Here is a 24,952-nt window from a genome sequence, read left to right on the forward strand (position 1 = left end):
ATGCCTTGAGGTAAGCATTGAACCTGTGGGAGCGGGTTCACCCGTGAAGAGGCCGGCCCAGCCACCACAAGGTGGCCGGGCCAGATCAGCTATCTCAGACCACGACACCCTGGCTACGCAGGTAGTCGTCATAGGTGCCGCTGAAGTCCACCACGCCATCGGCGCTCAGCTCGATGATGCGGGTGGCCAGCGACGACACGAACTCGCGGTCATGGCTGACGAACAGCAGGGTGCCCGGGTAGTTTTCCAGCGCCAGGTTCAGCGCTTCGATCGATTCCATGTCCAGGTGGTTGGTCGGCTCGTCCATCACCAGTACGTTCGGCTTCTGCAGGATCAGCTTGCCGAACAGCATGCGGCCTTGCTCACCACCGGAAATCACCTTCACCGACTTGAGGATCTCGTCGTTGGAGAACAGCATGCGCCCCAGGGTGCCGCGGATCACCTGTTCGCCGCTGGTCCACTGGCCCATCCAGTCGAACAGGGTCATGTCGTCTTCGAAGTCGTGGGCGTGGTCCTGGGCGTAGTAGCCCACTTCGGCGCTGTCGGTCCACTTCACTTCGCCCTTGTCCGGGCTCATTTCACCGACCAGGGTGCGCAGCAGGGTGGTCTTGCCGATACCGTTGGGGCCGATGATCGCCACGCGCTCTCCAGCCTCGATGGTGAAGCCCAGGTCCTTGAACAGCACTTTGTCGTCGAAGGCCTTGGCCACTTTCTCGACGGTGACGGCCTGGCGGTGCAGTTTCTTGGTCTGCTCGAAGCGGATGAACGGGCTCACGCGGCTCGACGGCTTGACTTCGGCGAGCTGGATCTTGTCGATCTGCTTGGCCCGCGAAGTGGCCTGCTTGGCCTTCGAGGCGTTGGCCGAGAAGCGGCTGACGAAGGTCTGCAGCTCGGCGATCTGGGCTTTCTTCTTGGCGTTGTCCGACAGCAGTTGCTCGCGCGCCTGGGTGGCGGCGGTCATGTACTCGTCGTAGTTGCCTGGGAACACGCGCAGTTCGCCGTAGTCCAGGTCGGCCATGTGCGTGCAGACGCTGTTGAGGAAGTGCCGGTCGTGGGAAATGATTACCATGGTGCTGTTACGCGCGGTGAGGATGGTTTCCAGCCAGCGGATGGTGTTGATGTCCAGGTGGTTGGTCGGTTCGTCCAGCAGCAGCACGTCCGGGTCCGAGAACAGCGCCTGGGCCAGCAGCACCCGCAGCTTCCAGCCCGGTGCCACTTCGCTCATCGGGCCGAAGTGCTGTTCCAGCGGAATACCCAGGCCCAGCAGCAGTTCACCGGCGCGGGATTCGGCGGTGTAGCCGTCCATTTCGGCGAATTCGGTTTCCAGCTCGGCGACGGCCATGCCGTCTTCCTCGGTCATTTCCGGTAGCGAGTAGATGCGGTCGCGCTCGGCCTTGACCTTCCACAGCTGGCCGTGGCCCATGATCACGGTGTCGATTACGGTGAATTCTTCGTAGGCGAACTGGTCCTGGCGCAGTTTACCCAGGCGGGTGTTCGGCTCGAGCATGACCTGGCCACCGGACGGCTCCAGGTCGCCGCCGAGGATCTTCATGAAGGTCGACTTGCCGCAACCGTTGGCACCGATCAGGCCGTAGCGGTTGCCGTTGTTGAATTTGACCGAAACGTTTTCGAACAGCGGCTTGGAGCCGAACTGCATGGTGATATTAGCGGTGGAGATCAAGGAGCTTACCTATCAATAACTTACGTGGCTTCTTCGCAGCTACGGACCCATTTCGGACCAATCTGGAGCTTTTCCAGCTCCTGCCAGTCGTTGGACGAGTTAATCCAGCGCGCATAAGTCGACAAGAGCATCTGCACGCTATGCCCGAGCTGTTGGGCGATAAATGCGGGGTTGAGACCAGACATTGAGCATATTGTCGCATAGCTGTGGCGGCAGTTATACGGGGGGCGGTATCTGATCCCCAATCCTTTGAGGACCGGGCGCCACTGATGGTGCAGATCCGACGTCAGCTTGACGTGCTCCCCATTCTTCCCAGACGGGAAGACGAACGGCGATTAGGTGAATTGCCCTTTGCCCAGCCTGCGGCGTTCTGCGTACTGCTTGGCGAACTCCAAGGCGTGCAAGGCCCTGTCGTCGAGCAGCACGAACCTATCCTTCCCAGTCTTCGTCCTTTCCTCTACCACCCCGAGTGCAAACGTTCTGCGCACGTGGGCGGTCTTCTTGGTCGTGTCGACCGCATCTCATCTCAATGCCAGGCCTTCGGACAAGCGCAGCCCAGTGAAATGCTGCATAGATCTGGCTCGGCCAATGAGGGTGCTTGTAAAGCTCTGCAATGATCGTGTTCGCCTCGTCCAGGTGAAAGGGTCGACCTTTTTCCTTGAGCGAGCGTGCAGTTGAATCCGACTTGCACCTTTGGGCTGCGGCCCGCCCAAGAACCAGCCTGGGCATTCTCATCCTGCGGCCATGAACGCTTTATGGTCGTGGTGACCCTCGCTCATCGCGATGTAGGTGTCGCTGTCGACTTTTTGCACCTCCAGCGGGTAGTTTTTTCAGACATGACGATTCCTTGGCCGGTCCTGGGACCTGCTTATGCTGTAATTGCCGGGGTTTCGAAATGGATCTTTCGGTTAAGGAGAACGCTATGTTTGCTGTTGGTATCGCACTGTTTGCTGTCGGCTTGGGCACTTCAATGCCAGGCCTCTGGATACCCGGCGCCGCCCTCATGGCTGCTGGAGCAGTGAAGCGCGTGTAAAGCTGATCCCCTGGCCGCCATATCGCGCTAATGATTAGAGAGGAGAGGGTTAAACAAAAATGGAGCTTTTGCCCGTTACCGGTGGTCAAGCTAGTTGGATAGGCCTAATTATAAATGAATGGCCTGCCCGTCCTGGTTTCACCAACAAGCCACCGGCGGTGGAGGAGAGCACTATGCGAAGACGAGGCGGCGTGTACTGGGCTTGGTCAGACCCCACACTTCATCACCGGTCCCACGAAGAGACCCTGCAGGGCGGCACCCTCATCGATGTCCAGGTGAGACTTTCGCGCACGGGCGGCACCCAACTTTTTCTAGGTGTCTATGCACATTCCGGCATGGCACTGCATGAAGAGGCTTACGAAACCAGACCCGGTGAATCGATGTACCGCTCGTTAGCCTGGGGTATTGGTCGAGCGCGTCGAGTTGCTTACGAGTGTTCCCCTGTGGGAGAGGGGTAACTGCTGGCTGGAGTCCAGCCTCCCCAAGTTTGGGAGCGAGCGGGTGGGCAGTCGCTTATTCTTTCTGACACTTCTCCAGTTGCGCTGCCACTTCCACAGCCTGCTCAATGAAAACCCGCATCGCGGCGCTCTGGTAAGCACCCTTGCGCCTGATCAGCACGGCAGTGCGCTGGAGACGAACAGGATCGAGCGCAACGGCCGCCAGCCCTTCATGCCCCAGCGCTACGTTCGCGGGCAGCAGGGTAGCCAGTGTGGTCCTTCGCACAATCTCGATCACCGCACCGATGGCGTTGGCTTCCATACGTACCTGGGGCTGAATGCCGTGTTGCCGATAGAAGCGGTCAATCTGCTCGCGGGTGGCAAATTCAGTACTGAGCAGCACCAGCGATTGCGCGCTCAGCGCCTCCAGTCCGATGGACTGCGCCTTGGCCAAAGGGTGCCGGTCGTTGACCACCAGCGCCAGTGTTTCGACCAGCAGCGGGCTGGCTTCAATGTCCTGAGCCTGTACATCCTCGAACGCGATTCCCACATCCAGCTGATCGGCGAGCAGCTCATCCTCCATGCGCTCCTGGGAGAGCTCACGCACGTCCAGGGTGATATGGGGGTAGTGGCTGTAAAAGGTTTCGACCAGAGGGCCTACCAAGTAGGTCGTGAAGGTTGGCGTGACAGCCATCCGCAGTGAACCCCGACTGAGGTCGCTGACATCATGGATGGCGCGCTTGGCCTCCTGGAGCTCCTGAGCTGCCCGGCGTGCATAGCGCAGGTAGACCTCACCTGCATCGGTCAGTCGCGTCGTTCGCCCCGAGCGGTCGAACAGCTGCGCACCAAGGCTTTCTTCCAACTGCCTGACCTGCTGCGACAAGGCAGGTTGCGATACATGCAACGCCGCTGCGGCCCGAGTGAAGCTCAAATGCTCCGCCACCGCGAGGAAGTACTGGATGTGTCGGGCAAGCATGGCTAGTCGCATAAGATTATCTGATCGACAGGATAATAAATAAGACTTTTACCTTATGCAATGCGCTCCGTAACCTTTGCCTCAACACACCGCGAGACAGAGGCAACAGCCATGAAAGAGATCATCGACGGCTTCCTGAAATTCCAGCGAAACGTCTTCCCGCAACGGGTCGAACTGTTCAAGGACCTGGCCAGCCAGCAAAGCCCACGGGCATTGTTCATTTCCTGCTCGGACAGCCGTCTGGTGCCGGAGCTGGTGACCCAGCGCGAGCCAGGCGACCTGTTCGTCATCCGCAATGCCGGCAACATCGTGCCGTCCTACGGCCCTGAGCCAGGTGGTATATCCGCCTCGGTCGAGTATGCCGTCGCGGCGCTTCAGGTCGCGGACATTGTGATCTGCGGGCACTCCGACTGCGGCGCCATGACCGCCATTGCCACCTGCAAATGCCTGGACCACATGCCTGCCGTGGCCGGCTGGCTGCGCTACGCCGACTCTGCCCGGGTCGTCAATGAAGCCCGCCAGCATGAGGACCAGCACAGCAAGGTCAGGGCCATGGTGCGCGAAAACGTCATTGCCCAGCTGGCCAATATCCAGACCCACCCGTCTGTACGCCTCGCCCTTGAAGAGGGGCGCGTCGCCCTGCATGGCTGGATCTACGACATCGAGAGCGGCTGCATCGACGCTTTCGATGGCAGCACGGGCAAGTTCGTGTCACTCGCAGACAACCCGCAAGTACATGCTGTTTCCCACCCACCCAAAAACGTTGCCTGAACACGGCTACTCAACCCAAGGAGACATCCCCATGATCCAGTCGCAAGCCACCCAGAGCGTTCGCCAGGCCCTGACCGAAGTCATCCTCATGGCCAAAGCTCGCAAAGACCTGTCGTATGCCCAGATCACCGAGGGTACCGGCCTGTCCGAAGCCTTCGTCACTGCCGCGCTGCTGGGGCAGCACCCGCTCCCTGCTACCGCCGCTCAGGTCGTCGGTGAAAAGCTCGGCCTTGACGTCGATGGCATCGCACTGCTGCAAACCGTACCCGTGCGCGGCTGCATGGAGCGCGGTGTGCCGACCGACCCTACGATCTACCGCTTCTACGAGATGCTTCAGGTCTACGGCACCACGCTCAAGGCGCTGGTACACGAAAAGTTCGGTGACGGCATCATCAGCGCCATCAACTTCAAGCTGGACATCAAGAAAGTCGAAGATCCGGAAGGCGGCTCCCGCGCGGTGATCACGCTGGATGGCAAGTACCTGCCGACCAAGCCTTTCTAAGACCACGGTAAGCGGCCCGGCGCCTGACGGCGCCCGGGCACCCGATCTCAGGTAGACACCGATGAAAGCGTTACTGACTGTTCTTCTCTGCGGCCTTTGCGCACACGCAATGGCAGATGAGCCTTCGGCCGATGTTGTGCAGACGCCGGTTGAGCACTACAGCTACTCCCAACACCTGGATATTGCACGCGTGGTCTCCATCAGCGCTGTTCCAGATGTCTGTGAAGTAGTGCCCGCACGCATGACCTATGACGACTCCCATGGCCATCGACATGTTCTCGAGTATCGCGTCCTGGGCAATGGGTGCTCCAACAACTGATCCCAATCTGCATCGCACAGACCGGTGTGAGGAACCAAGCGCATGGATATCATCTTTCGAAACGTACGCATCGATGATGCGCAACCGTTGGTGGACGTAGGTGTACAGCAAGGCAAGATCGCAGCGGTTGCCCCTGCCATCGCGGCGCGTGCAAGGCAGGAAGTCCAAGGCAACGGGAATGTATTGATTCCGGGTTTTGTCGAAGGCCATCTGCATCTGGAAAAAGCCAATGTCATGCACCGCAGGGCCAATCGCTCGGGCACCTTGAATGAAGCCATTGCGGTGACTTCAGCACTCAAGCCCACGCTGACCCGCGCAGACATCCGGGAGCGTTCGATCCAGGTATTGCGCGCACTGGTGCAGGCTGGCACCACTCATGTCCGTGCCCACGCCGAGTTCGATCCGGCACAGGGTTTCACCGGCCTGGATGTGGTGCTGGAACTGCGCGAAAGGTTCCGAGACTTCATTGATATCCAGGTGGTCGCCTTTCCCCAGGAAGGGATCTTGAAGCTGCCCGGCATGAAGGAAATGATGGTCGAAGCCATGGAAAAGGGCGCCGATGTCGTTGGCGGCATCCCTTACAATGATATTTCACCCCTTGAGCACATCGACTTCGTTTTCGACCTGGCCAAGCGCTACGGCAAGAGTATCGATTTCCACCAGGATTTCGCTGATGACGCCGAGCACATGACCATAGAATATGTTGCTCGCAAGACCCTCCTCGAGGGGTATCAAGGGCGCGTCTGTGTTGGTCACCTCACAAGTCTGGCGGCTGTCGTACCCGAGCGCCAGGCAGCCATCATCGAGTTGCTGCGCAAGGCCGGTATCAGTGTGATGTGCCTGCCCGCCACCGATCTGCATCTGGGCGCCCGCGGCGACAGTCACAACGTGCGCCGCACTTTGACCCCTGTGCGGGCACTGCGCGATGGCGGCGTGAACATCTGCCTGGCAACCAATAACATTCGTAATGCGTTCACTCCTTTTGGCACTGGCGATCTGCTGAACATCGCGCAACTTGCCCTGCCTGTCTGCCATCTGGGCGGTGCGGATGATCAGGCCACGGTGCTCCCCATGCTCACCACAAACCCGGCAAAAGCCTTGGGGTTGAACCAATACGGCCTGGCAGTGGGCAACGATGCGGACCTGGTGCTGCTGGACACCCAGGCGGTCCGTGATGTCATTCTCGATCTACCGGCACGGCTGATGGTGCTCAAGCGCGGTAGAGTCGTGGCGACATCCGAGCAGCGTCGCTCGGTTGTATTCTGAGGCTCGCAGTCAGCGCTGACCTCATTGACCCGCTTCAGACGCTCGCAGAGCCTCGGATATCAGCAGTTGACGCCCTGGTCCGTCAACAACTTGTGCATTGCTTGCACGCCGGCGCTGAGCGGGTTGTTGCCCTGGCCTGGTCAAGCGACTCCAGGTGAACACCGCGCCGTCGTTGTGGCTTTTCTTCTGTACATAGCCAGGCAGCCCCCGGCAGTTGGCTGGCGCGAAGGCCAGGTACTGCAGTCCCAACGCAGCCGCTGTGGCTTAACTGGCCTCGATCGCAATGCGAACCTTCGCAGGCACGCTCGCGAGTGCTTCTTGCGACATGGCAATAGCGCTCCATGCCCGCGCATGTCGGTGGCCTTGATAAGTGGGGGAAGGGATTGCTCTCAGTGGGTTTGCAGGCGATGCTGAAGCACGGCGCATGGAGCCACAAGCACGATAAACATTTTCAGGGCGGGATGTGCGAATGCATGGAGCAGGGTTGGCCGGTGATCTGCTGGTTCTGGGGTTCTACATGATTGGCTCGGTGTTGTGGCTGCTCTTTTGGCTGCTCTGCATGGGGTATCGCAGCATTCTGTTTGCCCCGATGAATGGCCAAAAAATGACGGCCCTGGTTACCGCATGCATCCTAACAACAGTAATGGGTTTATTGCTGACCTTGCTTGAGACATTAGCCCGCGACCAGCAGGATTGGTTCTTGGTGGCGTTGTCGGCATTGATCCCAGTGATTGGAATCCAGATCATTCGTCAAAAGGTTCATTCAGCCCTTGCTCATCGCAGCTCCCTTAGAGCCGATAGGCTGGGTAGTTCAAGGGCAGGATCAGGCAGCGCTTCCTGCGGTCAGGGCCTCAGCCTTCAGCGATGAATATCTTGCGCCAGACACAACAAAACCTCGCACCGCTGCCGGCAACCTGAGTTTGAAATGTTCCTTATCGACAAAATCGTTGCGTCCTGGTTGCAGTCCTCGATTGAGGTTTAACGCGACGGGTCTTCGCCGTGCGCTGTTCCAGTTCGCCGGCTCGACTAGAATTGGAATGGAGGGGACTGCGAGGTGAGTCATGCGCTACTCAAAAATCAGGCCGTTTCTCTGGTGGGCTGGCGCCTTGCAATTTTTCGCGATCCTGGCGGCCATCGAGCACAGGGCATGGGATGTGGTGTTCATTTGCCTGATGGTGATTGCGGTAGGTATATGGTTCGCCAGAGATGCGCAGCGTTTGGAGGCCAGCAAGCACCCGAGTACCAGGTAATCGCCCTCGCCAGGGAGGCATGACCGTTGCACAGGGGTGGTAGATTTCGCTGCCTGTCAAACAACGAAAGTGATGATTGGCGGCCAACGACAAGTCGGCTGGTCAAGTCGCTGCGGTTACGGGGTCAATCGGAAGAGCCATCGACGCTGATCGCTCATCGATCCACGAGTGTGGCCGGTCAGATCCATGAGCACGGGGAACGCTCCCGCCTTGCGCTCAAGGCAATGAGGCCCTGTGCCTGGCCCGAGATAGACTACACTTCGAGCCGAAGCTGATTGTGACCGAGCTTCATCAAGCTATCGTCGCTCTGGCGATTCACACCGACGGGCCTTGAATGGCCCAAAGAGGGTGCACCAATGGCGACTATCGACACTGAAGTCTTCGCGCAAGGGCTGTTGCAGGTCGAGGCCTGCTGGCAGAGGTATATCTCATCGCAGCGGCTTACCGACGGGCTGAGGGGGCAAGCGCTGAAGGGAGCCATTGAGACAGCTGAGCAAGATTTCAGGCATTTTCAAAACCAGAGCCAGCGATTCTATGCCGAGGTCCGCAAGCGAGTGACTGACGCTGAAAAGCTGGAACGCGACATGGCGCTGTACCCCCATTATTACCTGCCCAAACCTTGAGTTTGGTTGCTTGTCAGGTCTGCGCTGTGGTCTGTCACCAGCGAACTTGGAGTGCATCTCCCACCTGCCTTTGGTCGATAAACACAGGGGGTTGCCTCGGTACAGCCCCTGACTTCAAAACAGGGTGTATAGTCATTGCTCGGGTGACTGTCTTTCAGTGGCTCACAACCGAGACGCCAACATGTACCAGACGTACCCCAGCGCGGCCCACAAAGCCCACCAACGCCTCTGCGAGCAAATCGAAATCTTCCTTCAGCATGGCGGCCACATTCAGCACGTTGCATCCGGTGTCACCGGTTCTCCTGATGGCGTTTCCAAGGTTCAGTGGAAAAAATGAGCGAACAGCAAAGATGTGATGAACAGTGCCGGCGCTTGCTACCGGACATGGCCATACCATACAGCGTCATTGACTGCGCAGGCTCGGGGGTTCCCCAGTGGACGAAGAACCAAGCGACTCGTTTATAGCCGCGTGCATCGGTGTTTCCGAACAACAAGTCACTCTTTATCGCCGTGAAGCGTTCTTGCTGGGCGATGGTTCGTGGCTTGTGCATTTTGCTTTCTTCATGCCCAAAGAGCTGCGTCAGCACCTTACTGGCAGCTTTACCTTGTTGCTGAGGGCCCCGCGGGCGCCTGGCGATGCCCGCCAGCCAGATGAAGCCTGAACAACGAATCAACACGAGATCAACACAGGTTTCAAGGCGCTGGCACTGGACGAGCGCCTTGTCATCCTTCCGGCAGCGTTACCCCACAGACAAATTCATCCGAGCCGAGCCGGTGCGAGCCAAATTCCACCACGTAGCCATCGCCACGGCGTTGTGCCTCGGCCCTGGCGGTCTTCTGGTCGGCATAGACGTCGACAAAGTGCCACGGATGTACGGCGCGTAGAACACCCCAGCCAAGCACACAGCCCTCATTGTCAGGGTCTGCTGGAAGGTTTTTGGCGAGGCTGCGAATGCTCATGTTTCTCTCCCTGGAATGGACGAGACCTGACAGTACTACCGCCGAAATCGGTTTGTTATCTGCATTTTTATCCACGCTGGATGGGTGGACAGCCAACCGCTTTTGGCATGCCTTCATGAAACAAGATCAGCGGCCGGCCCCCGGCCCGAACCTTGCGTCCTGGCGCAGTCCAACGTATGCAAGGCCTTGCTTCGCCTGGCCGGAGGTATGCACATGAAACGCAAGACTGCATGGGTTGTCGTGTTGTCAGGGTTGTTGTTGCTCAGTGGCTGCTGGCCGTACTGGCACGACGGAGGCCATCATCACCGGCATTACTACGATGAAGATCGTGGGGGGCACCAGGACTATCGTCGCTACTGACGCAAGGCCGCATTGGCTTCACGCAACTGTAAAGAAATGGAAAAGCTCGCACAGGCTGGCCGGTCGGGAAATTACACTGGCGGCGCTGCCCTGCCTGGAATCAGGCAGGGCACCGGTTTTTGCCTTTTGGAGTGTTGTATGAAGTTGAAGCAGGTAGTGCGTGCAGCCGTGGTGGTTGCCCTGGTATCCACGCTGGCAGGTTGCTGGATGTTCATGCCGCCAGGTGGCGGTGGTGGGCATGGTGGTGGGCATGGCGGCCCAGGCATGATGGGTGGCGGGCACGGTGGCGGCCCACGCTGATAGCACTGAAATAGACGGCTATTCGCTCACCGACCAAGGGTTGGGCGAATAGCCTGCCGGGCAGTCATGCTTCATCCAGCAACCGCCCAGGGTCGTAAAAGAACGATGCAACTATCACGGCACTGATCACACCCATTGCGTCTGCGATCAGCAACAGGAATTCGCTGCCATCCCCCAGCAGTGTCTTGTGGCTTAAGGCGAAGCTCGCCCCGTGGGGAACGGCGGCAATACCCAGCAATGCCACGGCCAGCGCAGCCGACAGCAACTTGATGTATGTCCTGCCAAACGCCAGCGTGTAGGCCCAGAACACAAAGATGCAAAACACGGCGAGGCCGGTGGAGGTCACGTACTGGGCGAGTATTTCCAGCCACCACACCATGGTTGTCTCCTGAGCGTTTGTAACGGTCGATACGCATCAGAATCATGGCGAGTTGAAATCGTTCCGCTCGGCTAAAGAAATAACGCGAAAGCAAAAAAAGCGGCCGGTAACCGACCCTCTCCCATATAGCAAACAAGCCTATGGTGCTGCGCAGATTGCGCAGTACCATGGGCCAATGAAAACCAAAAAAGGGCGCGTGCTTGGCAACTCTTTCCTAAGTTCCAGATGGGGCAGCAGGAGCGTGTCGCGTGAAGAGCTCAAGATCGGTCGCAGGCGCAGTACTGTTTACCACTTTCGCCACGTTGTTCATGGCCGGGTGCGCACAGAACCCGGATGTACGAAATAGCCATGATTATACGTCTGGCACCACCGATAGAAGCACGCCAGCCTATCTGGGGTGCGTCAAAGGCGAACTTCAAGGCAACGTGAAAACCTATGAAGTCGACGGCGACAACTCGGTAAAACTGTATGTCGAAAGTACCGACCCCAATAAGGCTGATGGCTTGGTCGAACTAAGCGGCACGGGAGCCCAGCGCCAGTTCACCGCCTACCAGCGCGATGCCTGGTACGACCATGGCAGGCTGCTCGACGCTGCGTTGATGTGCAAAAAAGCCTGACGTGTTGATCTGCAAGAGCAAAAAGCCCGCACATGAGAGCGGGCTTTTTGCGATGGGCGCTGATCCATCAGCGTTTTTCATTCTAAGGGAACCAGCCGGCTTGCCCATTCGACTGAAGTCTTGCGCCATCGCCATCAGCCCAGGACACGACCTTGGTGGATTACTTCTGCGGCTCGATCCCGGCTAGAATGGCTCAAGTTCCATTCTGGTTAATTGCAAATGCCAACCTTTCGCATCCTGTTGTGTTCTGTACTCGCTGCCAGTCTTGCCGCTTGCGCAAACCCAGGCAAGCCTACCGCCAGCAAGCTGACTGCAAAATCCCCGGAAGATTACGCTGCGTGTGTCCTGCCAAAGTGGCAGGCGCTGTCCCCCCAGACCACGCAAAAGTCCATCAACCACGGGTATCGGTTGACCGCGCCCAGTGCGGTGACTTCAGACGAAGTGCTGGAAGTCGTTGAATATCACGAAGGCAGCCGCGCAACTTTCTATAAAGGGAGTTTCCTGTCGAGTGACAAGTTGCGCATGGCCGCTAAAGAGTGCCTGGAGTAACCCGCTGTCAATGGCATCAGTAGCCGGCACCTCCCATGCCGCCCATGCTGGGCAACGCTTGCCGGGACGTGTGCTGCGCATTGCTCCATTCGGCGCAGGTCATGAAGCTGGTCTTGTCGACCTTGCCGGCCTGGTCGAAGCTGACCATGTAGGGCTGTTGCTTTTGCCCAGGCTGGGTAAGCATGTAATCGAAGCAAGTACCCGGCACTGCCGTGCGCTCGGACTCGGCGCTCGGTTTGCCGCCAATTTTCAGTACTTGCGCTTTGCTCATGCCGGTTTCGACTTTGGCAACCAACGGTTGGTCATGGTAGAGCGATGAATTGCTTGAACAGCCCGTGAGCGCTGCCAATACCAGCATCAGCGCACAAGTTGATTTGTTCATGGCAGGGCTCCCGTCAGAGAACGCCGTTACGGAACAGCATCAATCCAGTCGGCTATTCATCATACGCCTGTATTGCTTCACCCGGCGCAGCGTGCACCACTGCTCCAGCAGCAGTGCCCGCAGTGGCGAGGCCTTGGCCTTGGGTTTGCTGCCTGCAGCCAGCCGGCGCATCTGCAACTTCACCAGCGCCATGTAGGCCAGGGCGGCGAACGCCTTGCGCTTCCAGCGGATCGGCGGCAGCTCGGCCAGGGCCTTGGTTTCGCCAGCTTGCCAGCGCCGGGGCAGGTTGGGCTCGACAGCCAGCGCGGTGGCGATGCCGGCCATGGCCACGCCACTGGCGAGGACCTGCTCGACCACCGGCAGGCGGCGGATGCCCCCGGTGACCATCACCGGCATGCGGGCGATCGCGGCGATCTCACGGGCGAACTCGAGGAAATAGGCCTCCCGCGCCAAGGTGCGGCCGTCCCGGGCATCACCTTGCATGGCCGGTGCTTCGTAGCTGCCGCCGGACAGCTCCACCAGGTCCACAGGCAGTTCGTTGAGCCACAGCACGACCTGGCGTGCATCCGCAGGTTCGAAGCCGCCGCGCTGGAAGTCGGCCGAGTTGAGCTTGACCGCCACGCTGAAACCCGGTGACACCACCTCACGCACGGCCTTGACCACTTCCAGCAGCAGCCGCGCTCGGTTTTCCAGGCTGCCGCCCCAGCGGTCCTGGCGCCGGTTGGTCAGCGGCGAGAGGAACTGGCTGAGCAGGTAGCCATGGGCAGCGTGGATCTGCACGCCACTGAAGCCGGCTTGTTCGGCAAGTGCCGCCGTGCTGGCGAAGCGCTGGATCAGCGCGGCGATTTCGGTTTCGTCCAGGGCCTTGGGTTGCGGAAACAGCTTCGACAACCCGCCCATGTCCAGCGCTACGGCCGAGGGCGCCACGGTTGGCTGGCCGAGGTTGGCCTGCATCTGGCGCCCTGGGTGGTTGATCTGCATCCAGAATTGCGCACCCTGGGCGCGGCCGACGTTGGCCCATTGGCGAAAACGCTGCAACTGCTGGCTGTCATCGAGCATCACGCCACCCGGGCCGGTCATGGCGCTGGGGTCGATCATGACGTTGCCAGTCAGCAGCAGGCCCGCGCCGCCTTCGGCCCAGGCCTGATACAGGCGCAGTAGCTGATCGGAAGGGGTCTGATCCTGGTTGGCGAGGTTTTCTTCCATGGCCGCCTTGGCGATGCGGTTGGGGATGACACTGCCATTGGGCAAGCGCAGGGGCTGGAACGGGGACATGGGGGGTTCTCCAAGTTAGCGCCAGGCGTCGGGCGGGTTGGGTTTTGGAGAAGGCTAAGGTTAAAGTAAACCTTAAGGTCAACAGGGAATTTCACAGAGCATGAAAATAGGCGAACTGGCCCGGCGCACGGGCCTTAGCGCATCGCGCATCCGTTTCTATGAAGCCAGCGGGCTGATCGAGGCCCGGCGCCTGGGCAACGGTTATCGGGATTATCCGGAACAGGTGGTGAGGTCGCTGGAAATCATCACCTGTGGCCAGCAGGCCGGGTTCAGCCTCGAGGAAATGCGCAAACTGACCAGCGCCTCTGGCGACGAGTCGGCTCGGCATGATCTGTTGCTGGCGAGCCTCAAGCGCAAGGTGGCCGAGATCGAAGCGATGCAGCTGCGCCTGGCGCAGAACCGTGCGCAATTGCTGGCAGTGATCGCAGGCATGCAGAGCAAACCGCAGGGCATGGATTGCGCCGAAAATGCCCAGCGCCTGATTGCCGGGTGGCAGGAAGGAGAGGCCGACAAGGCGCAGTGCTGATGCGGGCGTTCTGCAGCGAGAGCCGGTTTGCCGGCCCTCACGCATGGCGGGCAAGGTCGCGGGCTACCTGACGCGCTCTGCCATGTTCAGGCTGCGGCACTGCGCCTCGGCGTCCGTCTTGTTCGGATAACTGGGTTTGAGCCGCTGCTTTTCCTGATTGTCATAGATGTCGAAACCGCCGCAAACGGTCGCCGCGTAGTACCGGCTGCCGATGCGAAAGGACGTCTTTTCGACGGGCACAGCTGGAACGATAACGAATCTCGGTTGCATTTTTCGTGCCTCCCCAGGCAGAGACCTAAGTATTAGTCGGGCCATTGATAGCCATCAAGGCGGCTCATGAAGAAAAGATTGCAGCGTCAGGCGCGGCAATCTGTCATCAAATGAAAACCCGCTGTCGCCCGATGCGAAGCATCCTGTACCCCGAGCGCTTACATTCCAATTACCCAGAACTGACGCCTTGCGTCCAGATCGATGATTGGAGAGACAAGCATGTCCAAAGTCGTACGTTTCCATCAGACCGGTGGCCCCGAAGTGCTGCGCTACGAGGATGCCGAGGTCGGTGAGCCCGGCCCGGGGCAGGTGCGCTTGCGTCAGGTGGCGGTTGGCCTGAACTATGCCGACACCTACTTTCGCAATGGTACCTACCCGATCCCGCTGCCCAATGGCATCGGCGTGGAAGCGTCCGGCGTGGTGCAGGCGGTAGGTGAGGGTGTGACCCAGGTGGCGGTGGGTGACCGGGTGACCTACACCGGGTTTCTCAATACGCTCGGCGCTTACTGCACCGAGCGGTTGATCCCCGCTGCGGCGCTGATCAAGCTGCCGGAAACCATCGCCTTCGAAACCGCCGCCGCCATGACCATGCGTGGCCTGACCGCGGCCTACCTGATGCGCCGGCTGTACGCCTTCAAGCCCGGCGACACCGTGCTGCTGCATGCCGCTGCGGGCGGCGTCGGCCTGATCGTCGCGCAATGGGCGCGGCTGCTGGGGCTGAACGTGATTGGCACGGTGTCCACCGAGGCCAAGGCCGAGGTCGCCCGCGCCCATGGCTGCAATCACATCATCAACTACAGCGTCGAGGACGTGGCCAGCCGCGTGCGCGCGCTCACCGATGGCGTCGGCGTAAACGTGGTGTTCGACAGCGTTGGCAAGAACACCTTCATGGGTTCGCTCGATTCGCTCAAGCGCCGTGGCCTGATGGTCTGCGTGGGGACCGCCTCGGGCACCATTGCGCCGTTCGATCCCCAGTTGCTGGCGATCAAGGGTTCGCTGCAGCTGACCCGCCCGGCACTGGCCGACTTCATTGCCGACCCTGCGGAAAAGGCCGACCTGGCCGGCGAGCTGTTCGACCACGTCAGCAGCGGCCGCATCCGTATCGAGATCAACCAGCACTATGCCCTGCAGGACGCCGTCCAGGCCCATCGCGACCTGGAAGCGCGCAGGACCACCGGCTCGTCGATCTTCGTCATCTGAAGAGGGCAACAGCATGCACATCGAACAACTGACCTGTGCGATCGGTGCCGAGATAAGCGGCGTCAACCTGGCTGACGCGATCCATGACGACGACCTGTTCGAGCAGCTGCGCGCGCAGTTGCTCAGGCACCGTGTGCTGTTCCTGCGCGACCAGCACTTCAGCCGTGCCGAACACGTGGCCTTTGCCCGGCGCTTTGGCGAGCTGGAAGATCACCCGGTGGCCGGCAGCGACCCGGAGCACCCTGGCCTGGTGCAGATCTACAAACGCCCCGACCAGCCCAACGACCGCTATGAAAACGCCTGGCACACCGACGCCACCTGGCGCGAAGCGCCGCCCATGGGCTGCGTGCTGCGCTGCGTCGAGTGCCCGCCGGTGGGCGGTGACACCATGTGGGCAAACATGGTGCTGGCCTATGAGAACCTGCCCGCCGACGTGAAAGCCAAGGTCGAAGGCCTGCGCGCACGCCACAGCATCGAAGCCAGCTTCGGCGCCGCCATGCCGATCGACAAGCGCCTGGCGCTCAAGGCGCAGTTCCCCGACGCCGAGCACCCGGTGGTGCGCACCCACCCGGAAACCGGCGAGCAGGTACTGTTCGTCAACGCCTTCACCACCCACTTCAGCAACTACCACACCCCCCAGCGCGTGCGCTTCGGCCAGGACGCCAACCCCGGTGCCGCCGACTTGCTGCGCTACCTGGTCAGCCAGGCCTACCTGCCCGAGTACCAGGTGCGCTGGCGCTGGAAGCCCAACAGCGTGGCGATCTGGGACAACCACAGCACCCAGCATTACGCGGTCATGGACTACCCACCGTGCCATCGCAAGATGGAGCGCGCGGGGATCAAGGGCAGCCGCACCTTCTGATTCACCCGCCGCACACTCAGGCGCGCGGCGCACAGCACAATAACAATAGCGAGGACTACTGCATGCAATTCTTCGATGATTCGTTGCACCCGGAAAACATGGAAAAGGTGGTGATCACCGTCGCCCCGTACGGCCCGGAATGGATGCCCGAGGACTTCCCCGAAGACATCCCGCTGACCATGGATGAGCAGGTGCAGAAGGCCGTCGATTGCTACGAAGCCGGTGCCACCGTGCTGCACTTGCATGTGCGCGAACTGGACGGCAAAGGCTCCAAGCGCCTGTCCAAGTTCAACGAACTGATCGCCGGTGTGCGTGAAGCGGTGCCGGACATGATCATCCAGGTCGGCGGCTCGATTTCCTTCGCCCCCGAAGGCGAGGGTGAGGCGGCCAAGTGGCTGTCCGACGACACCCGGCACATGCTCGCCGAGCTGACGCCGCGCCCCGACCAGGTGACCGTGGCAATCAACACCACGCAGATGAACATCATGGAGCTGCTGTACCCGCAGTACCTGGAAGGCACCTCCCTGGCTCACCCGGCGATCCACGCCGCCTACAGCGAGATGACCGTGCCTGCCGGCCCGGCCTGGGTCCGCGAACACCTGCGCCGGTTGCAGGCCAGTGGCATCCAGCCGCATTTCCAGCTGACCGGCATGCATGCCCTGGAAACCCTCGAGCGCATCGTTCGCCGTGGCGACTACATGGGCCCGCTGAACCTGACCTGGATCGGCATCGGTGGCGGATTTGATGGGCCCAACCCGTTCAACTTCTTCAACTTCATCCACCGCGCGCCAGATGGCTGCACGCTGACGGCCGAGTCGTTGCTCAAGAACGTGTTGCCGTTCAACACCATGGCCCTGGCCATGGGCCTGCACCCGCGCTGCGGCAACGAAGACACCATCATCGACCAGCACGGCAAGCGCTTCGGCTCGGTGCAGCAGATCCAGCAGACCGTGCGCGTGGCCCATGAACTGGGCCGGGAAGTGGCCAACGGCAAAGAGGCCCGGGCCATTTACCGCATTGGCGAGCAGTACACCAGCATCGAGCAGACGCTCAAGGCCAACGGCATGGCGCCGAATCGCCAGCAGGGTCAGAAGGGCGTGCCGCAGCGGGCCTGACAAAGCAGGACTGGCCTCTTCGCGGGACAAGCCCGCTCCCACAGGCTCTGCACATCACTCAGGCCTGTGCAGTAACTGTGGGAGCGGGCTTGCCCGCGAAGAGGCCAGAACAGGCAGTAATGATTTTTGGCTGTATCCATAAAAACAAGAACAACCCCACGCCAGATACCCCGAGGAGGCACCATGGCCACCTATCTCGCCAGTGCCCAGGCACCCGGCACCGACACCTTGCACAGCGTCCCCCGGCGCTATGCCTGGGTCGTCTTCGCCCTGACCTTCGGCCTGTTGATCTCCGACTACATGTCGCGCCAGGTGCTCAATGCCGTGTTCCCGCTGCTCAAGGGCGAGTGGGCCCTTAGCGACAGCCAGCTCGGCCTGCTCAGTGGCATTGTCGCGCTGATGGTCGGCCTGCTGACCTTCCCGTTGTCCTTGCTGGCCGACCGCTTCGGCCGGGTCCGCAGCCTGGTACTGATGGCCGTGCTGTGGAGCCTGGCGACCCTGGGCTGCGCCCTGGCAGAAAACTACCCGCAGATGTTCATCGCGCGCTTCCTGGTGGGTGTCGGCGAGGCCGCCTACGGCAGCGTCGGCATTGCCGTGGTGGTGGCGGTGTTCCCCCGCGACATGCGCTCGACCCTGGCCGGCGCCTTCATGGCCGGTGGCATGTTCGGCTCGGTGCTGGGCATGGCCCTGGGCGGTGTCCTGGCCCAGCACCTGGGCTGGCGCTGGGCGTTCGCCGGCATGGCGCTGTTTGGCCTGGTGCTGGCGCTGCTGTACCCGCTGATCGTCAAGGAAGCCCGCATCACCGCCAACTGCGCCGAACAGGCGCAGCTGAAGGCGAGTCGCCCGCTGCGCACCTTGTATGGCTCGCGCTCGGTGATCGCCGCGTACATCGGCAGCGGCCTGCAACTGTTCGTCGGTGGCACGGTGATCGTCTGGATGCCCAGCTACCTGAACCGTTACTACGCCATGGGCACTGATCGCGCCGGGGCCATTGCCGCAGTGATCGTGCTGTGCAGCGGCATCGGCACGATCCTCTGCGCGATGCTCTGCGACCGCCTGGGCAGGCAGCGCCCGGACCGCAAGATCAGCCTGGCCATCGGCTATTGCCTGGGCAGTTGCCTGCTGCTGTCGCTGGCCTTTGCGCTGCCGGTGGGCACCGCGCAACTGGTGCTGATCTGCCTGGGCATGATGATCGCCGTCGGCACCAATGGCCCGTCCAGCGCCATGGTCGCCAACCTGACCCACGCCGCCGTGCATGGCACGGCGTTCGCCACCCTGACCCTGGCCAACAACCTGTTGGGCCTGGCCACCGGCCCGCTGATCACCGGACGGGTGTCTGACCTGATCGGTTTGCACGCTGCGTTCCAGCTGGTGCCGCTGGTGAGCATCGCCGCTGCCGCCGTGTTCTTCATCGGCAAACGCCATTACCACCGCGACATGGAGCGTCTGCAAGCATCGGTCAGCCGTACCGAGGAGTTGAGTTCGTGAAACAGACGTTATCGGTTGAAGTGTTATTCGATTTCATTTGCCCGTGGTGCCTGATTGGTCAGCGGCAATTGCAGGCCGCTTTGTTGCTGTTGCAGCGCGAACAGCCGCAGGTGCAGGTGGACCTGCAGTGGCGCGGCGTGCAACTGCTGCCTGGCCTGCCGGCCAATGGCGTGCCATTCCACGCGTTCTATGTGCAGCGGCTGGGTAGCGAGCAGGCCGTGCGCGAGCGCCAGGCGCAGGTGCGTGCAGCGGCCAGCGTGGTCGGCGAAGACATCGACTTCACGCGCATCCGCCGCATGCCCAATACCGCCAATGCCCACCGCCTGTTGCAACGTGCATCCGGCCTGCTTGGCGCCAGGCGGCTTGAAACCTTGCTGGCACAGTTGTTCATTGCCTACTTTCATCAGGGGCGTGACCTGGGCGACAGCCGGACACTGCTTGCCATTGCCCAGTCCTGCGGGTTGCAGGCGGCGCAAGTGGTCGACTGCCTGCGTGACGATGGCAGCCCGTTCCTCGACGGTGCCGGGCGCGCGGGCAGCGCGGTGCCGCGTTTTCGCTTCAATGAGGGCCGCCTGATCGCTGGCGCGCAACCGGCCGATGTGCTGTTCGCGGCCATGCTCGAAGCCTTGCAAGTGCAGGTGCCGGCATGACCCGGCGGATCGCCCTGGCCGCGAGCCAGGTCCCCGAGCGCAACGGGCGTGTGCTGGTGCAAAGCCACGGCAAGAGCCTGGCCGTGTTCAATGTGGCCGATACCCTGTACGCGATCGACGACAGTTGCCCGCACCAGGGCGCTTCGCTGTGCGGCGGGCGCCTGGAGGGCCGGGTCATCCAGTGCTGCGCCCATGGCCTGCGCTTCGACCTGGCCAGCGGCTACCTGCTCAACTCCAGGGCGCTGAAGGTCAACAGCTACCCGGTCGAATGCCAGGGCCAGCAGGTGTACATCGTGCTGGGCAACGAGGAGGGCGGGCAATGAGCACGCTGGCGATCACGGCGGCGCAGCACCGCATTCGCGCATTGGCCCCAGGCATCGCGGTCAGCCTGATCGTGGGCGCGGCGGCGAGCTTTCTCAGTGAGCACTATGCGGCGCCGGTGATGCTGTTTGCCTTGTTGCTGGGCATGGCCCTGAACTTCCTGGCCGTCGACGGACCGTGCAAGGCTGGCATCGAGTTCACTGCCCGCGGCGTGCTGCGCCTGGGGGTGGCCCTGCTGGGCATGCGCATTACCCTCGGCCAGATCGCCAGCCTTGGCTGGAGGCCAGTGGCGCTGGTGGTCATCCTGGTGCTGGTGACCATCGTGGTGTCGGTGATTGCAGCCAAGGCGCTGGGTTTTTCCCGGTTGTTCGGCCTGTTGACCGGCGGTGCCACGGCCATCTGCGGCGCCTCTGCGGCATTGGCGCTGGCGGCGGCGTTGCCCCAGCACCCGCGCAAGGAACACGCCACGCTGTTCACGGTGATTGGCGTGTCGGCGTTGTCGACCCTGGCGATGATCCTCTACCCGATGATTGCCAATGGGTTGCATCTGTCGCCGGGGCAGGCCGGGGTATTCCTCGGGGCCACCATCCACGACGTCGCCCAGGTGGTCGGTGCCGGTTACAGCATGTCCACCGAAACCGGCGACATCGCCACGGTGGTCAAGCTGATGCGCGTGGCCATGTTGCTGCCGGTGATCGTCTGCGCGGCGATGATCACCCGCCGTCAGGGCCTGGATGCCAGTGGCCAGCGCCCACCATTGCTGCCATGGTTCGCCGTCGGCTTCGTGCTGCTGGCCTGCGTCAACAGCACCGGCTGGGTGCCTGTGGCAGTACAGGGCGGCATCAATGACCTGTCGCGTGGCTGCCTGGTGGTGGCCATCAGCGCCCTGGGCATGAAGACCCAGCTCAAGGCCTTGGCTTCAGTGGGGCTCAAGCCCATCGCGCTGATGGTAGGGGAAAGCGTGTTCCTCGTTTTGCTGGTGCTGGCGCTGATGCACTGGGGCCTCTAAGGCGCCTGTTCGGCATGCTGTGCCCGCCAGCTGGCCGGCGGCATGCCGAACTGGGCGATGAACCAGCGGGTGAACGAACTGGGCATCGAGTAACCGAGCATGTCGGCGATGCGCCCCAGCGAATAGCTGGGGTTTTCCAGGTAGCGCATCACCAGGTCGCGGCGCACGGTGTTGATCATGTCCTTGAAGGTCAGCCCGTCTTCTTCCAGGCGCCGTTGCAGCGTGCGCACATTCATGCCTTGGGTCTGCGCCACCTGCTCGATGGTGGCGCGGCCCATGGGCAGCAGCAGGTAGATGGTCTTGCGCAGCTCCAGTTCCAGTGACGGCGTGCCGCCGGCCGGCAGCGTGTCCAGGTAGCGCCGCGCCAGGCGCGCCATGGCCTCGTTGGCCTGGGGGCTGGCGCTGTCGAGGTCGGCAGCGGGGCAGACGATGCCGTTGAACTCGCTGCCGAACACCAGCTTGCAGCCGAAGATACGCCGGTGGATGGCCAGGTCGGCGGGTGCGGCATGGGTGAAGTTGGCGCTGATCGGGTGCCACTGGGCACCCAGCAGCGCCGCACACAGGCGCAGCATCACGCCGATGGCAAGCTCGGTGGCCTGGCGGCTGCACGGCGCCCGTTCATTGATCACTTCTTCGCGAATGATGACGGTCTTGCCGGCTTCCTCGACGTGGATGGCCAGCGCATCGTTGAGCAGGTGGCGATACTGCACGATCACTTCCAGGGCATCACGCAGGTTGCGCTGGTGGCTGAGCAGCAGGCTGATCTCGCCGAAGTCCGAGAGCTGGCGCGATTCGGCCATGCGCAGGCCGAAGGTTTCGCAACCGCTGGCACGGGCCGACTCTTCCAGCAGGGTTATCACGTTGGCCGCCGGAATACGCCGGTTGGGGTCGTCGAGCAGGGCGGCGCTGAGGCCGACCTGGGCGAGCAGGGCGTTGGGGTTCAGGCCCACATGGCGGGACACTTCGAGGTAATTGGTCAGGCTGGCGGCACGGACTAGGGCGGGCATTTTTATTGTTTTCCGTCAGGCGGTCTGTGATTTATAGCCTGCGTGTCATCAATTGAGAAGCACAAGCCCGCAACAGCGCCTTGTCATCAAATGAAAAGCCACTGACGCGCAATGTGAAGCACCCGCCGAGCCCCCTCATTACTGTGAACCTCGTACCCGATCCAAGCCCCGATGCAAAACGAGGTTCCGACGTGGAAAAACTGCAAACCGCCGCCACCGTGCTGATCATCCCCGGCCTGCGCGATCATGTCAGCGAGCATTGGCAAACCCTGCTCGAAGCGCGCCTGGCCAAGGTCCGCAGCGTGCCACCGCTGCAGGTCGACGGGCTCAGCTGCAACGCCCGTGTCGAAGCCATCCAGCGCGAGCTGGAGCAGATCGACGGTGAGGTGGTGCTGGTGGCGCACAGCGCTGGCGTGTTGATGGTGGCTCACTGGGCGGCCCGCTACCAGCGGCCGATCAAGGGCGCATTGCTGGCCGCACCGCCTGACCTGGACGCCCAGTGGCCGGCCCATTACCCCAGCCCGCAACGTCTGGCCGAGCAGGGCTGGTCGCCCTTGCCGATGGCGCCGCTGCCATTCCCCAGCATCGTCGCTGCCAGCAGCAACGACCACCTGGCCAGTTTCGACGCCGCCGGTGCCATGGCCCAGGCCTGGGGCAGCGAGCTGGTCGCCCTGGGCGCGGTCGGCCACCTCAACCCGGCAGCCGGCTTCGGCCCCTGGCCGCTGGCCGAAAACCTGATTCGCCGCCTGGACCACTGATCCGCCAACCGCGCACGGATGCCCAGGCCAAGCCCGCAGATGACGGGCGGCCCAATACAACAAGAACAATAAGTGGAGTCATCGCAATGCCAGAACACCGCATTCACCGTGCTGTGAAGCCACAGCGCTGCCTGCTCGCCTGCGCCATCAGCCTGCTCAGCCTGCCCGGCGCGCACGCCATCGAAGTCACCACCGGTAGCGAAGACTGGGCCGTGCGCTTCGACAACACGGTCAAGTACAACTATGGCGTACGCACCGAAAGTGCCGACAAACGCATGCTGGGCACGCCCAACAGCAACGACGGTGATTACAACTTCCGCAAGGCCGGCACCACGGTCACCAATCGGGTCGACCTGCTGACCGAGCTGGACGTGGTCTACCAGGGCAACACCGGCTTTCGTGTCAGCACCGCCAGCTGGTACGACAAGGCGTATGACAACACCGGCTCCAACAGCAACCCGTTCGTCAACGGCAACGGTGACCAGTCCGGCATCAACCCCAGCCTCAACGGCCTGCCGGGCACCGGCGTGCCACTGGGCAGCCCCCACCTGAGCAACTATGCCCAGCGCTACTACAGCGGCCCGTCAGGCGAAGTGCTGGATGCCTTCGTGTTCTTCAGCCGCGAGGTGGGCGAGCAGTCGCAGGTCAGCGCCAAAGTCGGCCAGCACAACCTGTTCTGGGGTGAAACCCTGCTCAACCCGGTGCACTCGCTGAGCTACGGCCAGTCCGGGCTGGACCTGGCCAAGCTGGCGGCTTCACCCGGTACCGAAGCCAAGGAACTGTTCGTACCGCGCAACCAGTTGTCCACGTCGTTCATGGTCAACCCCGAACTGACCCTGGGCGCGCAGTACTTCTTCGACTGGGATGCCGCGCGCCTGCCTGAGGCCGGCACTTACTATGGCGGCTCCGACGTGGTGGGCGAGGGCGCCCAGAGCTTCCTGCTTGGCCACACCGGCACCCCCGGGCTGATCCCGGTGCGTGGTGCGCTCACCACCATCCGCCGAGGCGACGACCTTACCCCGCGCAACAGCGGCGACTGGGGCGTCATGGCCAAGTGGTCGCCCGAGTGGCTCGGTGGCACCCTGGGCTTCTACTACCGCAAGACCTCCGAGATCCTGCCCCAGGCCTGGCTCGATGCCCGTGGCATGACCGTGGCCAGGGGCCCGTTCGGCAACCCGCCCGGCAGCCGCCAGGGGGCCGTCGGCAACCTGTACAACTCGCTGCAGAGCACCACCTACCAGTTCGCCTATGCCGACGACATCGACATCTATGGCCTGAGCCTGTCCAAGGACATCGGCGGCGTCAGCGTCGGCAGCGACCTCAACATTCGCCACCACATGCCCCTGGCGAGCATCCCGGCCATCGTCAGCGCCCCTGGCACCGCTGGCCTGGGTGGCGGCTTCGGCCTGCTGCCGCCACGCCTGGCGAGCAGCGGGGTGATCTACGACGTGCCCAAGGACGGCGACAGCCTGAGCGCCACCGGCGAAACCCTGCACTGGACCCTCAACGGCCTGATGACCATCGGCAACACGCCGCTGTTCGACTCGGCGACCCTGCTCGGCGAGCTGTTCTACAGCAACCTGCTCAAGCTCGATGGCCACAACGAGGCCTTGTACAAGGGCAAGCGCAGCTACCGCGGCATCGACCAGCCGACCCGCGACAACTGGGGCATCGCCGTCAACTTCACGCCCACCTGGTTCCAGGTGCTGCCAGGCATGGACCTGAGCCTGCCACTGTCGGTCAACGTCGGCATCGACGGGGTGTCGCCGGTGCAGGGCGGCGGTGCCAAGGACACCGGCAACTATGCGGTCGGCGTCAGCGCCGCCATCTACAACCAGTACTTCGTCGACCTCAAGTACGTCGACAGCTTCGGCAAGACCCAGTCCTGCAAGGATGGACAAACCGACGGCAGCACGCCGAACGCCCTCGACGGCGAACAGGACTACACCTGCTACGGCGGCGGCTATGCCTCCTTCTCCGGCGGTGGTGCCACCACCGAAGACCGTGGCGCCCTGTACCTGACCCTCAAGACCACGTTCTGAGACCTGTCCCCCACAGACTTCACA

At 61.9% G+C, this 24,952-nt stretch carries 30 protein-coding genes and 1 pseudogene; 21 read left to right on the forward strand and 10 right to left on the reverse strand.

What is annotated here, in order from left to right:
- Nucleotides 1–94: 94 nt before the first annotated feature.
- Nucleotides 95–1,681: an ABC-F family ATPase gene (locus ACIPZ5_RS10835; protein WP_261940082.1), complete on the reverse strand. Its 1,587-nt coding sequence runs from the start codon at nucleotides 1,679–1,681 to the stop codon at nucleotides 95–97.
- Nucleotides 1,682–1,701: 20 nt separating this feature from the next.
- Nucleotides 1,702–2,370 (reverse strand): annotated as a pseudogene (locus ACIPZ5_RS10840) (tyrosine-type recombinase/integrase); the annotation flags it as partial.
- A 517-nt stretch (nucleotides 2,371–2,887) separates the two neighbouring features.
- Here ACIPZ5_RS10840 and ACIPZ5_RS10845 point away from each other — a divergent pair.
- Nucleotides 2,888–3,172: a hypothetical protein gene (locus tag ACIPZ5_RS10845; protein WP_400808495.1), complete on the forward strand. Its 285-nt coding sequence runs from the start codon at nucleotides 2,888–2,890 to the stop codon at nucleotides 3,170–3,172.
- Nucleotides 3,173–3,227: 55 nt separating this feature from the next.
- Here ACIPZ5_RS10845 and cynR read toward each other — a convergent pair whose 3' ends face one another.
- On the reverse strand, nucleotides 3,228–4,127 hold the full coding sequence (gene cynR / locus ACIPZ5_RS10850) for a transcriptional regulator CynR (protein ID WP_400808497.1): 900 nt from the start codon (nucleotides 4,125–4,127) through the stop codon (nucleotides 3,228–3,230).
- Nucleotides 4,128–4,238: 111 nt separating this feature from the next.
- On the opposite strand from cynR, the gene ACIPZ5_RS10855 reads away from it, so the two are divergent.
- From ACIPZ5_RS10855 to ACIPZ5_RS10885, 7 genes are all read left to right on the forward strand, one after another.
- Entirely contained in the window at nucleotides 4,239–4,898 is a 660-nt protein-coding gene (locus ACIPZ5_RS10855; protein WP_400808498.1) for a carbonic anhydrase, read from the forward strand.
- A gap of 31 nt (nucleotides 4,899–4,929) precedes the next feature.
- Nucleotides 4,930–5,400 carry a cyanase gene (cynS, locus tag ACIPZ5_RS10860; RefSeq protein ID WP_400808501.1) on the forward strand — a complete coding sequence of 157 codons (471 nt, stop codon included), beginning with the start codon at nucleotides 4,930–4,932 and terminating at the stop codon, nucleotides 5,398–5,400.
- A 61-nt stretch (nucleotides 5,401–5,461) separates the two neighbouring features.
- Nucleotides 5,462–5,719, forward strand: a complete 258-nt coding sequence (locus ACIPZ5_RS10865; protein ID WP_400808503.1) for a DUF2790 domain-containing protein — start codon at nucleotides 5,462–5,464, stop codon at nucleotides 5,717–5,719.
- Nucleotides 5,720–5,761: 42 nt separating this feature from the next.
- Nucleotides 5,762–6,985 carry an amidohydrolase family protein gene (locus ACIPZ5_RS10870; RefSeq protein ID WP_400808504.1) on the forward strand — a complete coding sequence of 408 codons (1,224 nt, stop codon included), beginning with the start codon at nucleotides 5,762–5,764 and terminating at the stop codon, nucleotides 6,983–6,985.
- A 484-nt stretch (nucleotides 6,986–7,469) separates the two neighbouring features.
- Nucleotides 7,470–7,853: a hypothetical protein gene (locus tag ACIPZ5_RS10875; protein ID WP_400808506.1), complete on the forward strand. Its 384-nt coding sequence runs from the start codon at nucleotides 7,470–7,472 to the stop codon at nucleotides 7,851–7,853.
- 738 nt (nucleotides 7,854–8,591) lie between these two features.
- Nucleotides 8,592–8,858: a hypothetical protein gene (locus tag ACIPZ5_RS10880; RefSeq protein ID WP_400808507.1), complete on the forward strand. Its 267-nt coding sequence runs from the start codon at nucleotides 8,592–8,594 to the stop codon at nucleotides 8,856–8,858.
- Nucleotides 8,859–9,039: 181 nt separating this feature from the next.
- Nucleotides 9,040–9,195 (forward strand): hypothetical protein, encoded by a 156-nt coding sequence (locus ACIPZ5_RS10885; protein ID WP_400808509.1) that lies wholly within the window; start codon nucleotides 9,040–9,042, stop codon nucleotides 9,193–9,195.
- Here the strand turns inward: ACIPZ5_RS10885 and ACIPZ5_RS10890 are convergent.
- Nucleotides 9,149–9,535, reverse strand: coding sequence for a hypothetical protein (locus ACIPZ5_RS10890; RefSeq protein ID WP_400808626.1), 387 nt, complete (start codon nucleotides 9,533–9,535; stop codon nucleotides 9,149–9,151). The genes ACIPZ5_RS10885 and ACIPZ5_RS10890 overlap by 47 nt on opposite strands.
- Nucleotides 9,536–9,581: 46 nt before the next feature.
- Nucleotides 9,582–9,818 carry a hypothetical protein gene (locus tag ACIPZ5_RS10895; RefSeq protein ID WP_261940061.1) on the reverse strand — a complete coding sequence of 79 codons (237 nt, stop codon included), beginning with the start codon at nucleotides 9,816–9,818 and terminating at the stop codon, nucleotides 9,582–9,584.
- Nucleotides 9,819–10,316: 498 nt separating this feature from the next.
- Between ACIPZ5_RS10895 and ACIPZ5_RS10900 the strand changes: the two genes are divergently transcribed.
- Nucleotides 10,317–10,478 carry a hypothetical protein gene (locus ACIPZ5_RS10900; RefSeq protein ID WP_261940060.1) on the forward strand — a complete coding sequence of 54 codons (162 nt, stop codon included), beginning with the start codon at nucleotides 10,317–10,319 and terminating at the stop codon, nucleotides 10,476–10,478.
- A gap of 64 nt (nucleotides 10,479–10,542) precedes the next feature.
- Here ACIPZ5_RS10900 and ACIPZ5_RS10905 read toward each other — a convergent pair whose 3' ends face one another.
- The gene (locus tag ACIPZ5_RS10905; protein WP_400808511.1) at nucleotides 10,543–10,857 is read right to left on the reverse strand and encodes a hypothetical protein; all 315 of its coding nucleotides are present in this window, start codon (nucleotides 10,855–10,857) and stop codon (nucleotides 10,543–10,545) included.
- A 248-nt stretch (nucleotides 10,858–11,105) separates the two neighbouring features.
- Between ACIPZ5_RS10905 and ACIPZ5_RS10910 the strand changes: the two genes are divergently transcribed.
- Entirely contained in the window at nucleotides 11,106–11,474 is a 369-nt protein-coding gene (locus ACIPZ5_RS10910; protein ID WP_400808512.1) for a hypothetical protein, read from the forward strand.
- A gap of 219 nt (nucleotides 11,475–11,693) precedes the next feature.
- Complete coding sequence (locus tag ACIPZ5_RS10915; RefSeq protein WP_400808514.1) at nucleotides 11,694–12,023, forward strand: hypothetical protein; 330 nt, start codon at nucleotides 11,694–11,696, stop codon at nucleotides 12,021–12,023.
- A 16-nt stretch (nucleotides 12,024–12,039) separates the two neighbouring features.
- Here the strand turns inward: ACIPZ5_RS10915 and osmE are convergent, their stop codons facing one another.
- Nucleotides 12,040–12,405, reverse strand: a complete 366-nt coding sequence (osmE, locus tag ACIPZ5_RS10920; protein ID WP_400808516.1) for an osmotically-inducible lipoprotein OsmE — start codon at nucleotides 12,403–12,405, stop codon at nucleotides 12,040–12,042.
- Nucleotides 12,406–12,444: 39 nt separating this feature from the next.
- Nucleotides 12,445–13,680: an NADH:flavin oxidoreductase/NADH oxidase family protein gene (locus tag ACIPZ5_RS10925; RefSeq protein ID WP_400808519.1), complete on the reverse strand. Its 1,236-nt coding sequence runs from the start codon at nucleotides 13,678–13,680 to the stop codon at nucleotides 12,445–12,447.
- Nucleotides 13,681–13,780: 100 nt separating this feature from the next.
- On the opposite strand from ACIPZ5_RS10925, the gene ACIPZ5_RS10930 reads away from it, so the two are divergent.
- Nucleotides 13,781–14,206, forward strand: a complete 426-nt coding sequence (locus tag ACIPZ5_RS10930) for a MerR family transcriptional regulator (protein ID WP_261940054.1) — start codon at nucleotides 13,781–13,783, stop codon at nucleotides 14,204–14,206.
- A gap of 63 nt (nucleotides 14,207–14,269) precedes the next feature.
- Here ACIPZ5_RS10930 and ACIPZ5_RS10935 read toward each other — a convergent pair whose 3' ends face one another.
- Nucleotides 14,270–14,476, reverse strand: coding sequence for a hypothetical protein (locus ACIPZ5_RS10935; protein ID WP_400808521.1), 207 nt, complete (start codon nucleotides 14,474–14,476; stop codon nucleotides 14,270–14,272).
- A gap of 219 nt (nucleotides 14,477–14,695) precedes the next feature.
- Here ACIPZ5_RS10935 and ACIPZ5_RS10940 point away from each other — a divergent pair, with 219 nt between their 5' ends.
- The 7 genes from ACIPZ5_RS10940 (at nucleotide 14,696) to ACIPZ5_RS10970 (ending at nucleotide 21,121) form a co-directional block, all read left to right on the forward strand.
- Nucleotides 14,696–15,676, forward strand: a complete 981-nt coding sequence (locus ACIPZ5_RS10940; protein WP_261940052.1) for a quinone oxidoreductase — start codon at nucleotides 14,696–14,698, stop codon at nucleotides 15,674–15,676.
- A gap of 13 nt (nucleotides 15,677–15,689) precedes the next feature.
- A complete protein-coding gene (locus ACIPZ5_RS10945) occupies nucleotides 15,690–16,538 on the forward strand; it encodes a TauD/TfdA dioxygenase family protein (RefSeq protein ID WP_400808524.1) in 849 nt (282 codons plus the stop codon).
- Nucleotides 16,539–16,600: 62 nt separating this feature from the next.
- The gene (locus ACIPZ5_RS10950; protein WP_400808526.1) at nucleotides 16,601–17,653 is read left to right on the forward strand and encodes a 3-keto-5-aminohexanoate cleavage protein; all 1,053 of its coding nucleotides are present in this window, start codon (nucleotides 16,601–16,603) and stop codon (nucleotides 17,651–17,653) included.
- A 183-nt stretch (nucleotides 17,654–17,836) separates the two neighbouring features.
- Nucleotides 17,837–19,141, forward strand: coding sequence for an MFS transporter (locus ACIPZ5_RS10955; RefSeq protein WP_400808529.1), 1,305 nt, complete (start codon nucleotides 17,837–17,839; stop codon nucleotides 19,139–19,141).
- Complete coding sequence (locus ACIPZ5_RS10960; protein ID WP_400808532.1) at nucleotides 19,138–19,791, forward strand: DsbA family protein; 654 nt, start codon at nucleotides 19,138–19,140, stop codon at nucleotides 19,789–19,791. The genes ACIPZ5_RS10955 and ACIPZ5_RS10960 overlap by 4 nt, the downstream gene beginning before the upstream one ends.
- Complete coding sequence (locus tag ACIPZ5_RS10965; protein WP_261940047.1) at nucleotides 19,788–20,114, forward strand: Rieske 2Fe-2S domain-containing protein; 327 nt, start codon at nucleotides 19,788–19,790, stop codon at nucleotides 20,112–20,114. Before ACIPZ5_RS10960 ends, ACIPZ5_RS10965 begins: the two co-directional genes overlap by 4 nt.
- The gene (locus ACIPZ5_RS10970) at nucleotides 20,111–21,121 is read left to right on the forward strand and encodes a YeiH family protein (RefSeq protein ID WP_400808535.1); all 1,011 of its coding nucleotides are present in this window, start codon (nucleotides 20,111–20,113) and stop codon (nucleotides 21,119–21,121) included. Before ACIPZ5_RS10965 ends, ACIPZ5_RS10970 begins: the two co-directional genes overlap by 4 nt.
- On the opposite strand, the gene ACIPZ5_RS10975 is transcribed toward ACIPZ5_RS10970, so the two are convergent.
- Nucleotides 21,118–22,128, reverse strand: a complete 1,011-nt coding sequence (locus tag ACIPZ5_RS10975; RefSeq protein WP_400808537.1) for an AraC family transcriptional regulator — start codon at nucleotides 22,126–22,128, stop codon at nucleotides 21,118–21,120. The two genes, ACIPZ5_RS10970 and ACIPZ5_RS10975, sit on opposite strands and share 4 nt — an antisense overlap.
- Nucleotides 22,129–22,319: 191 nt before the next feature.
- On the opposite strand from ACIPZ5_RS10975, the gene ACIPZ5_RS10980 reads away from it, so the two are divergent.
- Together ACIPZ5_RS10980 and ACIPZ5_RS10985 are read left to right on the forward strand one after the other, a co-directional pair.
- Nucleotides 22,320–22,886 (forward strand): alpha/beta hydrolase, encoded by a 567-nt coding sequence (locus ACIPZ5_RS10980; RefSeq protein ID WP_313713152.1) that lies wholly within the window; start codon nucleotides 22,320–22,322, stop codon nucleotides 22,884–22,886.
- Nucleotides 22,887–22,972: 86 nt separating this feature from the next.
- Nucleotides 22,973–24,928 carry a DUF1302 domain-containing protein gene (locus ACIPZ5_RS10985; protein WP_400808540.1) on the forward strand — a complete coding sequence of 652 codons (1,956 nt, stop codon included), beginning with the start codon at nucleotides 22,973–22,975 and terminating at the stop codon, nucleotides 24,926–24,928.
- Nucleotides 24,929–24,952 lie beyond the last annotated feature (24 nt).

This window comes from Pseudomonas sp. NPDC089428 (assembly GCF_044749325.1).
In the GTDB taxonomy this organism is placed as follows: Bacteria; Pseudomonadota; Gammaproteobacteria; order Pseudomonadales; family Pseudomonadaceae; genus Aquipseudomonas.